We start from the raw sequence: 14,171 nt of genomic DNA on the forward strand, positions 1-14,171 counted from the left end.
GTGGTCGGCCGCCAGAATCTGTTTGTTCACGATCAGTTGTGAGTACTTCTGGGCCCTGATGAGGGAGAGCCGTCATGCAGGTCACTCGCCGATCGGTCTTATTCGCCTCCGCGGCCGCACCGGCCGCCGGAGCACTGCTGGGCACCCCGGTGGCACGCGCCGCCGAGGCCGCCGCGGGCGCGTCCGGCCGCAGTACGGTCGCCCTGCGCGACGGCTGGCGCTTCGCGCTGGTCGACCCGGGCGGGCTCACCGACACGACGGGTGAGTACACCGACGCCGCCGCGCCCGGCTACGACGACTCCGGATGGCGCGAGGTCGCGGTGCCGCACGACTGGAGCATCGAGCTGGCGCCGACCACGCGGAACGGCACCACGAGCGGCACCGGGTTCCTCCCCGGCGGGCTCGGCTGGTACCGCCTCGCCTTCACCCTGCCGCCCGCCCTGGCCGGCAAGCGGATCTCGGTGGAGTTCGACGGCGTCCACATGGACTCGTACGTCCACTGCAACGGCACCGAGGTAGGCCGGCACCCCTACGGCTACACCGGTTTCGCCTTCGACCTCACCGACCTGCTGCACACCGACGGCAGCACGGAGAACGTGATCGCGGTCAAGGTGCAGAACCGGCTCCCCAGCAGCCGCTGGTACTCGGGCAGCGGCATCTACCGCGAGGCCCGCCTGGTCGTCACCGAACCGGTCCACGTGGCCCGCTGGGGCACCCGCGTCAGCACGCCCGAGATCACCGCGGAACGCGCCACGGTCGAGGTGCGGACCTCCGTGCTGAACGAGTCCGGCACCGCGGGCCCGGTCGAGATCCGGTCCCGGATCAAGGACCCGCGCGGCCGCACGGTGGCCCGCACCGCGAGCACGGTCGACGTCGCCGGGCAGGCCGCCGAGACCCATGAACTCACCGTCGGGCGACCGCTGTTGTGGGACTTCGAAACGCCCCGCCGCTACACCCTGGAGACCGAACTGCGCGTCGGCGGCAAGACCGTCGACACCTACCGCACCCCCTTCGGCTTCCGTACCTTCAGCTTCGACCCGGACGATGGGTTCCACCTCAACGGCACGTACCACAAGCTCAAGGGCGTCGACCTGCACCACGACCTGGGCGCGCTCGGCGCCGCGGTCAGCAAGGACGCGATCCGACGGCAGATGACCATCATGCGGTCGATGGGCGTCAACGCCTTCCGCACCTCACACAACCCGCCCTCCCCGGAGATGATCGAGGTCTGCGAGGAACTGGGCATCGTGATGCTGGTGGAGGCGTTCGACTGCTGGCGCGGCGCCAAGACGCGGTACGACTACGGCCGGTTCTTCGACGAGTGGTCCGACCGGGACATCGCCGAGATGGTGCTGGCGGCCCGCAACTCGCCCGCCGTGCTGATGTGGTCGATCGGCAACGAGATCCCGGAGTTCACCTCCACGGCCGGCCTCACCATCGCGGACCGCCTCATCGCCGGCATCAAGGCGCTCGACGACACCCGTCCCGTCGTGATCGGATCCCACCGCCACCGCAGCGTGCCCGCCGAGGGTTCCCCGGCCGACCTGATCCTGGCCAAGCTGGACGGCCTCGGCCTCAACTACAACACCGCCAAGTCGGTGGACGCCCTGCACGCCCGCTATCCGCACCTGTTCCTCTTCGAGTCGGAGTCGTCCTCCGAGACCGCGACACGCGGCGCCTACCAGGAGCCCGAGCACCTCAACACCGGCGAGAACCACACCCCCGGCAAGCGGGCCACGTCGTCGTACGACAACAACCTCGCCTCCTGGACCATGAGCGGCGAGTACGGCCTCAAGAAGGACCGGGACCGGAAGTGGTTCGCGGGGCAGTTCCTGTGGTCGGGCATCGACTACATCGGGGAGCCGACGCCGTACGACGTCTTCCCGGTGAAGGGGTCCTTCTTCGGCGCCGTCGACACGGCCGGCTTCCCGAAGGACATGTACCACCTGTTCCGCAGCCAGTGGGTCGCCGAGCCCATGGTCCACCTGCTGCCGATGACTTGGAACCACGAGGAGGGCGACACCGTCGACGTATGGGCGTACGCCAACGTCGGCACCGTCGAACTGTTCCTCAACGGCACGTCACTCGGCACCCGGACCTTCGACACCAAGAAGACCGCCGACGGCCGCGCCTACCTGGAGACCACCGAGGCGACCGGCGACGACAAGACCTTCACCGACGGCCCCTACCCGGGCAGCTACACCAGCCCGAACGGCAGCGCGGGCAAGCTCCACCTCGGCTGGAAAGTGCCGTACCGGCCGGGCGAGTTGAAGGCGGTCGCCCGCAGGAACGGCCATGTGGTCGCCACCGACGTGCTGCGCACCGCGGGAAGACCGCACGCCGTACGCCTCACCGCCGACCGCCGGTCCCTGGCCGCCGACGGCCGTGCGCTGGTCTTCGTCACCGCCGACATCGTCGACGCCCGCGGGGTGGTCGTGCCCGACGCCGAGCACCTGCTCTCCTTCGACGTGACGGGCGGTTCGCTCGCCGGACTCGACAACGGCCGGGAGGAGAGTGCCGAGCGCTACCAGGCCAGTACCCGGACCGCCTTCCACGGCAAGGCGCTGGCGATCGTACGGTCCTCCGCGCGACCGGGACCGCTGAAGGTGACCGCCCGGGTGGAGGGCCTGCGGTCGGGCTCCGTGACCGTGCGCACCACGCCCGCCCGGTCGTCCGCCACCACCCCGGCGGCCAGGTTCGAGCCCGACCATCCGGCGCCGGTGAACCACCCCTACGCGGACGCCAGTTACTCCGGCCGCCCCGACACGCTGCCCGCCGCGATGCTCGACGGCGACGCGGCCACCGGCTGGTCCAACGCCTTCGGCAAGGCGGCCACGCCCCTGCTGCCCGCGTTCACCGGGGCCAGGGCCGAGGACTGGGTCTCGGTGGACTTCGGGCGCACCAGGACCTTCGACCGGGCGGAGGTCTCGTTCACGCTGAGCGCGACCCACAGCCTGCCCGCCGCGGTCAGGGTCGAGGTGGGGGACGGCGATGCGTACGTGCCGGTGACGGGCACGGTCGTCCGATGGGCCACCGCCTCGGACGCGCCGACGGTCATCACCTTCGACGCCGCGCGCGGATCCCGACTGCGGCTTACGCTGGACAGCGCCCACCCCGGCGAGGCCCGAGGTGCGGTACGCATCAGCAAGCTGGAGGTCCCGGCGGGCTGAAACGACTGCGCACACGGTCCGGACCGGGTCAGTCCCGTCCGGACCGTTGACGGAGTGTCTTGCTTCCAACAAGCATGGCTGCGTCCGCATCTGGGAGCGCTCCCATGCGAGCGTCACCCGCACCTCCCCCGAGGAGCCCAGACGTGAAACGACGCAGAACCACCCTGCTGTCCCTGACGGCCCTGCTGGGGGCGGCACTGGTGGGGCTCCCCGCCCCCGGTGCCGCCGCCGACGAGGTCGAACAGGTCAGGAACGGCGGCTTCGACACGACCACCGCGCCCTGGTGGGCCACCGGCAACGTCACCGCGGGCCTGTCCGAGGGGCAGCTCTGCGCGGACGTGCCGGGCGGCACCGCCAACCGCTGGGACGCCGCCGTCGGCCAGAACGACATCACCCTGGTCAAGGGGGAGTCGTACCGGTTCTCCTTCACCGCGAAGAGTTCGCCCGACAAACACGTCGTGCGCGCGATCGTCGGCCTGTCGGTGGCGCCGTACGACACCTACTTCGAGGTGAGCCCGGAGCTGAGCGTGTCGGGGAACTCGTACTCCTACACGTTCACCGCGCCCGTCGACACCACACAGGGCCAGGTCGGTCTCCAACTCGGCGGCAGCGCGGACCCGTTCCGCTTCTGCGTGGACGACGTGTCCCTGCTGGGCGGGGTGCCGCCCGAGGTGTACGAGCCCGACACCGGGCCCCGGGTGCGGGTCAACCAGGTCGCCTATCTGCCCTCGGGGCCCAAGAACGCGACCCTCGTCACCGACGCCACCACGAAGCTGCCCTGGCAACTGAAGAACTCCGCCGGCGCGGTCGTGGCCAACGGCTGGACCGTCCCGCGCGGCACGGACGCCTCCTCCGGGCAGAACGTCCACTCCATCGACTTCGGCGCCTACAAGAAGCGGGGCACCGGCTTCACCCTGGTCGCCGACGGCGAGGCCGGCCGGCCCTTCGACATTGGCACGGGCGCCTACGAGAAGCTGCGCCTGGACGCCGCGAAGTACTACTACACGCAGCGCAGCGGCATCGCGATCCGCGACGACCTGCGCCCGGGCTACGCCCGCCCCGCCGGCCACGTCGACGCCGCGCCCAACCAGGGCGACTCGAACGTGCCGTGCCAACCGGGCGTGTGCGACTACACGCTCGACACAACCGGCGGCTGGTACGACGCCGGCGACCACGGCAAGTACGTCGTCAACGGCGGCATCTCCGTGTGGGAGCTGCTGAGCACCTACGAGCGTTCCCTGACGGCCCGCACCGGACAGCCGGCCAAGCTGGGCGACGGCTCGCTCGCCATCCCGGAGAGCGGCAACAAGGTCCCGGACATCCTCGACGAGGTCCGCTGGGAACTGGACTTCCTGCTGAGCATGCAGGTTCCGGACGGGCAGCCGCTGGCGGGCATGGCCCACCACAAGATGCACGACGAACAGTGGACCGGCCTGCCGCTGCTGCCCAGCGACGACCCGCAGAAGCGCGAACTGCACCCGCCGAGCACCCAGGCCACGCTGAACCTCGCGGCGACCGCCGCGCAGGCGGCACGCCTGTACCGGCCCTACGACCGGGAGTTCGCCGCGCGGGCACTCGCCGCCGCCCGCAAGGCCTGGACGGCCGCGCTCGCCCACCCCGAGATGTACGCCGACCCGAACGACGGCATCGGCGGCGGCAGTTACTCGGACTCCGACGCCACCGACGAGTTCTACTGGGCGGCCGCCGAGCTGTATCTGACCACGGGGGAGAAGGCGTTCGCCGACCACGTGCTCGCCTCGCCGGTCCACACGGCCGACATCTTCGGCTCCCTGGGCTACGACTGGGCCCGCACCGCCGCGGCGGCCCGCCTCGACCTCGCGACCGTACCGAGCGCCCTGCCCGGCCGGGACAAGGTGCGCCAGTCGGTGATCAAGGGCGCCGACCGCTACCTCACCACCTTGAAGTCACAGCCGTACGGCATGCCCTACGCCCCCGCCGACAACCAGTACGACTGGGGCTCCAACCACCAGATCCTGCACAACGCCGTCGTCATCGCCACCGCGTACGACATCGGCGGCGCCTCGAAGTACCGTGACGGGGCCGTCCAGAGCATGGACTACGTCTTCGGCCGCAACGCGCTGAACATGTCGTACGTGACCGGCTACGGCGAGGTCAACTCCCACAACCAGCACAGCCGTTGGTACGCCCATCAGCTCGACCCCGGCCTGCCGGCCCCGCCCGTCGGGACCCTTGCGGGCGGCCCGAACTCGTCCATCCAGGACCCCTACGCACAGAGCAAACTCCAGGGCTGCGTCGGCCAGTTCTGCTACATCGACGACATCCAGTCCTGGTCGACCAACGAGCACACCATCAACTGGAACTCCGCCCTGACCCGGATGGCGTCCTTCGTCGCCGATCAGGGCTGACGGCTCTCCCACGCGCCCCGGCCGCTCATGGTGACCGGGGCGCGTGGCCGGCCACCCCCTCAGGACGCGTCGTGGAAGACGATCCCGAGAGCGTGCCGGCTGCCGGAGCGCACGACGCTCACGCCGTGCCGCATCCCTCCGGCCGACCACCCGCGCCGGGTACGCACCGGGTGGTCCCGGGTGGTGAAGACCAGCCCGTGGCCCTGGCGCAGCGCGGTGGCGGTGCCGCGGGACTGCGCGCGGGGACGCTGCTCCACCATCAGGAACTCGCCGCCCGTGTAGTCGGTGCCGTACGCGTCGAGGCCGATGACCACCTGGAGCGGGAACAGCAGCTCCCCGAACACGTCACGGTGCAGTGCGTTCCAGTCGCCCTCGCCGTACCGCAGCAGGATCTGCGCCGACCTGTTCTGCCCGGCGGCGTGGCAGCGCTCCAGCCATTCGCCGAGCGAGTCCGGCCAGGGAGCCGGACGGCCGAGCCGGGCAGCCCAGTCCCGGGCGATCGGCAGCAGCCGCGGATAGAGGCACTCGCGCAGCGCGGCGACCGGTTCGGGCAGATCGTGCGTGAAATAGCGGTACTCCCCGGAGCCGAAGCGATGCCGCGCCATGTCGACCGTCGTCCTAAACAGCTCCGGCTTCTCGTACAGCGCCGCCAGGTCGCGGCACTCGGCGGGCGTCAGCAGCCGTGCCGTGGTGGCGCAGCCGTGCGTGTCCAGGTCCTCGGCGAGCGCGGCCCAGTCGGTCCCGTCGGCCCGCCGCACGGCCCCGTCGGTGGTGAGGGTCATGAGGTCCGCCCCTTCTCCTCGTCCTGTGCGGGTGATACTCCGTCGGTGTTCTCCCTCCCGAGTCTGCGGCCCGCGCCGGCCCTGGTCCGGCGGGAATCGGACAGGGAGTTCTCGACCCTCCGGTACCGCCCGCACCCCGTCTTGACCTGGCGGTATTTACGGGTGAGTACCCGCGAGGTACCGTGGAGCCATGCCTGCTCTGAACGTGGAATTCAGCGACCGCGAGCTGGAGGACCTGCGGCAGATCGCCAAGGAACGCGGTACGTCGATGAAGGCACTCGTGCGCGAGGCCGCCGCGGCCGACATCGCCCGGCACCGGGCCCTGCAGGAGGGCGCCGAGGCCTTCCGCCGGTTCTTCGCCTCGCACGCCGACGAGTTCGCGGCCGCCTTCCCCGAGGACGAACCACACCCCCGGAGCGAGGGGCGGGTCGCCTGACCGATGGCTGCTCCAGTCCTCCACATCGACGTGCCCTGGTTGCTCCAGCGGCATGAAGAGGTCCTGCCCGATCAGCCCACCGTCAACGACTTCTCCGCTCTGGTGGCCGCCGTCGCCCGGCACCGCGTGGACCCGCCGCGCCTCGGCGTGGACTCCGACCCGGCCTGGCGGGCCGCGGCCCTGCTGCACACCCTCGCCCTGCTCAAGCCGCTGCCGTCGGCCAACGCCCGCTTCGCCTGCGCGACGGCCGTGGCGTACATGTTCGTCAGCGACGTAGGCATCGACCCGCCCTACGGCGCTCTCGTCGACCTCGCCCGCGACCTGATCTCCGGCAAGACGGATGTGTACGGCGCCGCCGACCGGCTGCGCTCCTGGCAGATCTGACGTTCACCGCGAGCTGCCGCCCCGCCCTCGGGGCCGCCGACCGAGGGCGGGAGGATCGGGGTCGGCGGCCGTCGTCGCGCGGAGAGCCGCCGTCCCGCGCGGGGCCTTTGAGGAAGGCCGCTTCCAGTGCACTACGCGGGCCCCCGCGCCGGGAGAGTGCGTGGCGCTCCCGCGCGTGCGACTGTTTCACACGGGGCGCATGCAATGCCCAAATCCGGTACGGGGCAGACGAGTTGTCACGGACCCGCCGCCGTTTCTGACTTTCTTTCAATGGTGTGCAGGTTGCCCGAGTGCCTTGTTGGTCATGAGTGAGTTGTGCAAGGGTGAACCACCGGCGTGGGGGTAGAGGCCGGCCGGCATTCGTCCCGTGGGGAACCGGGGTGGATGGACGTTGGTGAATTCGCGCTCCCCGCGCCCGAGCCCGAAAGGTGCCGCACTCCCCTGGCTCCTTTCGGCGACCAGAACTTCTGTGTTCCCTATGCGCGTGGGAAGGAATCCGCTCCGTGTTCACCCCCCACCCCCCTCGTCCTCCCTACCCTCCGCTCGGCGGGCCTTCGGAAGAATCCGACGACAGACTCGGCGCGACACTCAGAAACCGCCCGGACCGGGACAGCAGCCCCACCGTGGCGCTGCTGATGGCCCGGCACTGGCAGTCGGCCCACGAGTACGCGGTGATCTGCCTGGCCGCTTCGGCGGACAGTGCCTCCATGGCCACCGCCGCCGCCTTCCACCAGGTCCTCGACCGGGTGGCCCTCGGCGAAACGGCCATGGCGTTACGCCCCCGGCTGCTGCTGGCCGTGCGGGACACAGTCCGGCAGTGGGCCGCCGAGGACCGGATATCCGGTGTTCTGCCGAACCTCGGGAAACCCGCGGGCGCCCGCGGGATGCGTACGGCGAAGTCCATGACGCCGGAAAACCGCAAGCTCGCCGAACGGTCATTTCATGCTCTTCCCGCACTCTCCCGCTGTGTGCTCTGGCACGTGGAGGTGGAGGCGGAGCCCATAACCGTCCCCGCCGCTCTGTTGGGCATGGACACCGAGACCGCGTCGGCGGCACTCGAACAGGCGCGTGAAAAATTCCGCCAAGGATGTGTACATGCCCATCGGGAACTCGCGTCGTCCAAGGATTGCCGCTTCTACAACCGCCTCCTCGACGTTCCGATTCGACGGGGCGGAGCACTGCTGCCGGATGTCCAGCACCATCTGGGGGAGTGCCGATACTGCCGTAACGCCGCCGAACAACTGAGTCATTTCGAGGGCGGGTTGGGGGTCCTGCTCGCCGAGTCGGTGATCGGCTGGGGTGCCCGCAGCTACCTCGACACCCGCCCGGGCCGCCGTCGGTCCGTGGAGACGACGCACGGCGCCGCCCGGCACGGTCGCGGACGCCGCCGTCTCCTGCCCGGCGCCGCGGGCGCACCCGCGCTGCACCGCCGGATCCCGGGCGGTCTGCGCTCCTCGCGGACACTGCTCACGGGTGTGGGCCTCGCCTCCGGCGGGTTGCTGGCGACGGTGCTGGTGGCCGGCCTCTGGTCGACGGACGACGGTGTCGACCCTGCCGCCTCCACCAGCGCGAACGGCGGCCTCGGCGGGCCGGAATCCGGCTCCCAGTCCCCGCCGACGGCATCCTCCGGCACCGCCCAACTCCCCAAGGCCCCGGGGCGGACCAGGCTGCGCAACGCCGACGCCGACCTGTGCCTCGACATCGAGGGCAAGCCGAAGGACGGGGCCGGGACCGAACTGGCGGCGTGCTCCACCGCGCCGACCCAGCAGTGGTCGTACGAGAACGACGGGCTGCTGCGCAGCGTGGCCGACCCCGACCTGTGTCTGGACTCGCACGTGGACGCCGGTGTGGTGATCCTCGGCGGCTGCGCCGACGCGAAGGCGAAGCGGGCCGACGACGTGCGCTACGACCTCACCGTGCGGGGGGAGTTGCTGCCCCGCTGGGAGGAGCAGCTCGCCATCACCTTCAGCAACGACGACGTGGGCGCCGACATCGTGGTCAAGGTCCGCGGCGGCGCCGCCGACCAGCGCTGGCTGACCGACCCGACGTCGACGGCCACCCCGGGTTCCCTGTCCATCACCGGGACGGAGAAGCCGACGGCGCGGCTCGCTGAGCTGTCGGACGGGAACTAGTGCCGTGGCGGGCAATGTTTGCCCGTGAAGGAGCGGCGTCGTGGGGGTCCCCCCGCTCGAGCGCAGCCGAGAGTGGGGGAGCGTGCTCTCGGCGTGCCGGGCGGAAGCCCTCGTACTGGACGTACTTGGGCTTTCGCTCGGTGCGGCGAGTGGGGGCACCTCCCACGCCCTTAAGGCAGTGGGGGAGCGTGCCAGGCGTCGCGACGGGGCGAACATTGCCCGCCACGGCACTATGCAGGAGAAGGCGGGACCAGGACCGTCGTCCTGCTAGGTCACGAGGTCGGCGGGGCCCACGGTGGCCGGGCCTGCGTGGCCCGACAGGGCGAGGGTGAGGTCGAACTCGGCGAGCAGGCAGCGGATCACGTGTTCCACGCCCGCCTGCCCGTCGAGGCCGAGCCCGTAGACGTACGGCCGTCCGACGAGCACCGCCCGCGCGCCGAGCGCCAGCGCCTTGAAGATGTCGTCGCCGGTGCGGATGCCGCTGTCGAACAGGACGGTCAGCCGGTCGCCGACCGCTTCCGCGACCCGCTGCAGCGCGTCGGCCGCCGCGACCGAACCCGCGACCTGGCGGCCCCCGTGGTTGGACACGACCACGCCGTCCATTCCGGCGTCGGCGGCGAGCCGGGCGTCGTCCGGGTGCAGGATCCCCTTGAGGACGATCGGTCCGTCCCAGTGCTCCCTGAGGAACGCCAGGTCCGGCCAGGTCTTGGCCGGGTCCGAGAACATACCGACGAAATGCAGGACGGCCGCGTTCACATCCTCGTGCACCGGCTTGGCCAGGCCCGCCTGGAACGCGGGGTCCGAGAAGTAGTTGGCGGTGCCGACGCCGTGCAGGAACGGCAGATAGGCCTGGTCGAGGTCGCGCGGGCGCCAGGACAGCAACGGCGTGTCGAGCGTGACCACCAGCGCGGTGAACCCGGCCGCCTTCGCCCGGTCGAGGAAACTGCGGGCAACCTCGGGATCCTTCGGCCAGTACAGCTGGAACCAGCGTTCGGCGTCCCCCATCGCCTCCGCGACCTGCTCCATCGGCGTGCTCGACGCCGACGACAGGATGTACGGCACGCCCTGCGCGGCGGCGGCCCGGGCGGCGGCCGACTCCGCCTCCGGATGCATGATCGACAGCACTCCGACCGGCGCCAGGGCCAGCGGGGCGGGCAGGGCGCGGCCGAGGATCTCGACGGACAGATCGCGTTCGTGTACGTCCCGCAGCATGCGCGGCACGATCCGGCGGCGCTCCAGCGCGGCCCGGTTGGCGCGGGCGGTGCTGCCGTCGCCGGCGTTGCCCGCCACATAGCCGACCGGTCCGGGGCCGAGCCGCCGCTCGGTCAGCTCTTCCAGCCGGGTCAGATCGGTGGGCAGGCGCGGAACGGCACCCGACATCCCGTTGAGATAGATCTCGTACTGGAAGTCCGCCCAGTGCTTGGCCACGTACATCCCGCCCTTCGCCGCCGCGCCGCTCGCCGCTCGTCGTCGAGTCCGCGCCGTGCGCCGACCATACCGGCGAGTACGTGCGGGTCCGCTCCCTGGGAGCGCCGGTGAGCGGACCCGCGACGGTCAGGGTCTGCGGACCGACTCGTCCAGGATCCGGGCCAGTTCGGCGGGCTGCGAGAACATCGGCCAGTGACCGGTGTCCATGTCGACCCGCTCCCAGTGTTCGCTCTTGAGCAACTCGGCGACGGCGGGCATCGGCTCGTCCCCGTCGAGCAGGCACTTGACGTAGGTGCCCGGCAGATCGCCGAGGGGGCGGGTGAGAACGGCCGGTTCGGTGACCGTGGCGCCGGGGTGGGGAGTGGAGCCGTCGACGATCCGGGAGATCTGCTCGTCCGTCAGCCCCTGGCCCGCGAAGTCGGGCGCGGTGAGAGGCGGCCAGAACCCGTGGGCCTCGATCGCCTCCCGCACCTGGTCGCTTGACCAGCCGGACAGGGCCGACTCGCCGTCGACCGGGACGTTCGCGTCGACGAGTACCATCCGGGTCAGCCGGTCGTCCAGCCGCTCGGCGGCCTGGCCGACCGGAACGCCGGCGTAACTGTGGCCGACCAGGACGACGTCCCGCAGGTCGAGGCGCTCGACCTCGTCGACGATGTCCTGGACATGGGTCCGCTGTCCGGCGGGCATGCCCCGCTTCTCGGCGAGGCCGGACAGGGTGAGGGGATGGACGTCGTGCCCTGCCTCGCGCAGCCCGGCCGCCGTCTCGTCCCACACCCACGCGCCGAGCCACGCACCTGCCACGAGTACGAAGTTGGTCATGCCCCGAAGGTAGCGGAGGGGTCTGACAACGACGCCTCCGCTCCCGGTGCGCCCGGCCCGGTGATCGGCGGCACCGGTACGTCGACGGTCCGCGCCAGTCGCGCGCCCTCGGGCCCGTACACCGCCCGCGGCTCGGGGAACAGCCACAGCAGCGACAGGAACAGCACCGCGGCGACCACCAGCGACAACGGCAGACTGATGTCGACGCCGTTGGCGAGATCACCGAGCGGGCCGACGAACTGCCCCGGGATGTCGGTGAAGAGCACGCCGACGACCGCCGAGACCCACCAGGCGGTCATGCCCCGCCAGTTCCAGCCGTGCGTGAACCAGTAACGGCCGCCACTCTGACGGCGGTTGAAGACCTGCAGTGCCTCCGGGTCGTACCAGCCGCGCCGGGTGTAGAAGCCCAGCATCATCACGACCATCCAGGGCGTGGTGCAGGTGATGATCACCGTGGCGAAGGTCGAGATGGACCGCACCAGGTCGAACCCGAACCGTCCGACGAAGATGAACGCGATCGACAGGACGCCGACCAGCAGCGTCGCCCGCACCCGGGACAGCCGCGGGAACACCGAGGAGAAGTCGAGCCCCGTCCCGTACAGCGAGGTGGTGCCCGTCGACATGCCGCCGATCAGCGCCAGCAGGCACACCGGCAGGAAGAACCATCCCGGCGAGATCGCGAGCAGCCCGCCCACGAAGTCGGGGGCGGCCGGATCGACGTACTCGGGCGCCTGCTGGGCGATGATGCTCGCGGTCGCCAGGCCGAAGACGAACGGCAGCAGCGTCGCGAGCTGCGACAGGAAGGCGGCCGCGATCACCCGGCGGCGCGGGGTGTTCGCCGGGATGTAGCGCGACCAGTCGCCGAGGAACGCCCCGAACGACACCGGGTTCGACAGCACGATCAGGGCCGCGCCGATGAACGAGGGCCAGAACAGCGCCTCGGTGGCCGCGTCCGCCGAATCCGTGAAGACACCCGCGTACGAGGGGTCGAAGTCGCCCGCGAAGGCGATCGCGCCGAGCAGGAACAGCAGGGTCGCCGAGGTCACCGCGACCTTGTTGACGAACAGCATGAACCGGAAGCCGTACACGCACACCGCGAGGACCAGCCCGGCGAACAGCGCGTAGGCGACGGCGTACGACAGATTGCCGCGCTCCAGGCCGAAGAGCCGATGCGCTCCGCCGACGAGGGCGTCGCCGGAGCTCCAGACCGAGATGGAGAAGAACGCGACGGCCGTCAGGAGCGACAGGAACGAGCCGATCACGCGGCCGTGCACGCCGAGGTGCGCGGACGACGAGACGGCGTTGTTGGTGCCGTTGACCGGGCCGAACACCGCCATCGGGCACAGGATCAGCGCACCCGTGAGGACTCCGAGGAGGGTGGCCGCCAGGCCCTGCCAGAAGGAGAGGCCGAACAGGATGGGGAAGGCGCCGAGGACAGAGGTGGAGAAGGTGTTCGCGCCGCCGAAGGCGAGCCGGAACAGGTCGAGCGGACTGGCCGTGCGGTCCCTGTCCGGGATGCGCTCCACGCCGTGGGTCTCGACCTCGGTGAGGGACGGCGCGGGGGAGGGGGCGGTCTGCTCGGGCTGCACGGCTTGCTCGGGCTTCGGGGACACGGGGGCTCCAGCGAGGGGGCGGATGCGGAGCGCGGGGTGGCGCGGCGGGGCGGACGGCCCGTCGCGGTCGCCGGGGTGTGCCGCCGCGAACGGATGCCGTCCTCATGGGGGGTCTGGCGACCGTAACGCTCCGCGCAAGATCCGCACCAGGGGACGATTCATCCATCTGTCGAGCCGTCAGTGGGTGAAACCTCCATCATTTCTCGTCTTCCGGCGTGTCCTCCGGCTCGGCGTCGGGTCCCTGTGCGCGCACCCGCTGGACGTGTTCGAGGGACTCCCGCAGCTCGGCCAGCCAGTCGTCGGTGTGGCTCTGGACGAGGCGTACGCACCAGGCGAGCGCGTCACTGCGGCTGCGGGCGACACCGCCCGCGATGAGGGTGTCCAGGACCTGGCGTTCCGGCTGGCGCAGCCGGGTCATCACGGGCGCCGCGATATGGGTGAACAGGGCGCGTTCGGTGCCGCACACCACGCCCCAGGAGACCTTCCGGCCGAACCGGTGCTCGGCGTCCCGTGCCACCGCGATCCGGGCGTCCCGGGTCCGCTCCCGGAACTCCTGGACACGACCCTGTACGGCGGCCTCCCGCTCGGCGTCAGAGGCGTCGTCGGCCAGCCGGGGCTCGGCGATCCGGCCGATCACGGTGATCTCCTCCCGGTCCACCGTCACCTCGACCAGTTCCTCGAACAGGTCGTCGGGGAGGCGGCCGGCGAACCAGCCGCGCAGCTTCTCTCGTTGCTCTGTAGTAATCATGTAATCAGGATTACTCCGACCGAACATGAACACAAGGGGTCGCGGAGGGGTGTGCTCAGGGCTGAAGCGGAATGTTTCAGGCCTATTGCCGAGCAGGGTGAATCCGGCCAACGGGTCCGATCGGACGATCAAGAACCGCTCACCTTGGGGGGTGCGGCGTTCGAATTCTGTTACTTCACGCCACTGATTCAATACGCAAGGTTACTGAAACCTGTGGGTCCGATGTGAGTTTCGGCTGCGGACTCGGCAGACTCGCGCTCGCCGCCTCCGGC

10 protein-coding genes are annotated in these 14,171 nt (G+C 70.8%); 5 read left to right on the forward strand and 5 right to left on the reverse strand.

From position 1 onward, the window contains the following. The first annotated feature begins 74 nt into the window (after positions 1 to 74). Both AB0H86_RS12160 and AB0H86_RS12165 read left to right on the forward strand, forming a co-directional pair. A complete protein-coding gene (locus AB0H86_RS12160; RefSeq protein WP_362436196.1) occupies positions 75 to 3,170 on the forward strand; it encodes a glycoside hydrolase family 2 TIM barrel-domain containing protein in 3,096 nt (1,031 codons plus the stop codon). A 143-nt stretch (positions 3,171 to 3,313) separates the two neighbouring features. Then, the gene (locus AB0H86_RS12165; protein WP_362436198.1) at positions 3,314 to 5,557 is read left to right on the forward strand and encodes a glycoside hydrolase family 9 protein; all 2,244 of its coding nucleotides are present in this window, start codon (positions 3,314 to 3,316) and stop codon (positions 5,555 to 5,557) included. Between the two features lie 59 nt (positions 5,558 to 5,616). Here AB0H86_RS12165 and AB0H86_RS12170 read toward each other — a convergent pair whose 3' ends face one another. After that, positions 5,617 to 6,339 (reverse strand): 2OG-Fe(II) oxygenase, encoded by a 723-nt coding sequence (locus AB0H86_RS12170; protein WP_362436200.1) that lies wholly within the window; start codon positions 6,337 to 6,339, stop codon positions 5,617 to 5,619. Positions 6,340 to 6,529: 190 nt separating this feature from the next. On the opposite strand from AB0H86_RS12170, the gene AB0H86_RS12175 reads away from it, so the two are divergent. The 3 genes from AB0H86_RS12175 (at position 6,530) to AB0H86_RS12185 (ending at position 9,291) form a co-directional block, all read left to right on the forward strand. Beyond that, positions 6,530 to 6,775, forward strand: a complete 246-nt coding sequence (locus AB0H86_RS12175; protein WP_362436202.1) for a hypothetical protein — start codon at positions 6,530 to 6,532, stop codon at positions 6,773 to 6,775. 3 nt (positions 6,776 to 6,778) lie between these two features. Then, the gene (locus AB0H86_RS12180) at positions 6,779 to 7,159 is read left to right on the forward strand and encodes a toxin Doc (RefSeq protein WP_362436204.1); all 381 of its coding nucleotides are present in this window, start codon (positions 6,779 to 6,781) and stop codon (positions 7,157 to 7,159) included. Between the two features lie 503 nt (positions 7,160 to 7,662). Continuing rightward, positions 7,663 to 9,291 carry an RICIN domain-containing protein gene (locus AB0H86_RS12185; RefSeq protein WP_362436206.1) on the forward strand — a complete coding sequence of 543 codons (1,629 nt, stop codon included), beginning with the start codon at positions 7,663 to 7,665 and terminating at the stop codon, positions 9,289 to 9,291. Positions 9,292 to 9,558: 267 nt separating this feature from the next. Here AB0H86_RS12185 and AB0H86_RS12190 read toward each other — a convergent pair whose 3' ends face one another. The 4 genes from AB0H86_RS12190 to AB0H86_RS12205 all read right to left on the reverse strand — a co-directional run bounded on the left by AB0H86_RS12190 (position 9,559) and on the right by AB0H86_RS12205 (position 13,899). Beyond that, positions 9,559 to 10,719, reverse strand: coding sequence for a lactate 2-monooxygenase (locus tag AB0H86_RS12190; RefSeq protein ID WP_362436208.1), 1,161 nt, complete (start codon positions 10,717 to 10,719; stop codon positions 9,559 to 9,561). A 126-nt stretch (positions 10,720 to 10,845) separates the two neighbouring features. Next, complete coding sequence (locus AB0H86_RS12195) at positions 10,846 to 11,538, reverse strand: alpha/beta hydrolase (protein WP_362436210.1); 693 nt, start codon at positions 11,536 to 11,538, stop codon at positions 10,846 to 10,848. Beyond that, the gene (locus AB0H86_RS12200; RefSeq protein ID WP_362436478.1) at positions 11,535 to 13,127 is read right to left on the reverse strand and encodes a cytosine permease; all 1,593 of its coding nucleotides are present in this window, start codon (positions 13,125 to 13,127) and stop codon (positions 11,535 to 11,537) included. Before AB0H86_RS12200 ends, AB0H86_RS12195 begins: the two co-directional genes overlap by 4 nt. 220 nt (positions 13,128 to 13,347) lie before the next feature. Next, positions 13,348 to 13,899, reverse strand: coding sequence for a hypothetical protein (locus AB0H86_RS12205; protein WP_362436212.1), 552 nt, complete (start codon positions 13,897 to 13,899; stop codon positions 13,348 to 13,350). Positions 13,900 to 14,171: the final 272 nt, after the last annotated feature.

The sequence above is a fragment of the Streptomyces sp. NPDC050997 genome, assembly GCF_040660135.1.
GTDB lineage: Bacteria > Actinomycetota > Actinomycetes > Streptomycetales > Streptomycetaceae > Streptomyces.

Coding starts and splice junctions, on each gene's coding strand:
- AB0H86_RS12160 (WP_362436196.1), top strand. CDS start 75: ATGCAGGTCACTCGCCGATCGGTCTTATTCGCCTCCGCGGCCGCACCG.
- AB0H86_RS12170 (WP_362436200.1), bottom strand. CDS start 6,339: ATGACCCTCACCACCGACGGGGCCGTGCGGCGGGCCGACGGGACCGAC.
- AB0H86_RS12175 (WP_362436202.1), top strand. CDS start 6,530: ATGCCTGCTCTGAACGTGGAATTCAGCGACCGCGAGCTGGAGGACCTG.
- AB0H86_RS12180 (WP_362436204.1), top strand. CDS start 6,779: ATGGCTGCTCCAGTCCTCCACATCGACGTGCCCTGGTTGCTCCAGCGG.
- AB0H86_RS12195 (WP_362436210.1), bottom strand. CDS start 11,538: ATGACCAACTTCGTACTCGTGGCAGGTGCGTGGCTCGGCGCGTGGGTG.
- AB0H86_RS12205 (WP_362436212.1), bottom strand. CDS start 13,899: ATGATTACTACAGAGCAACGAGAGAAGCTGCGCGGCTGGTTCGCCGGC.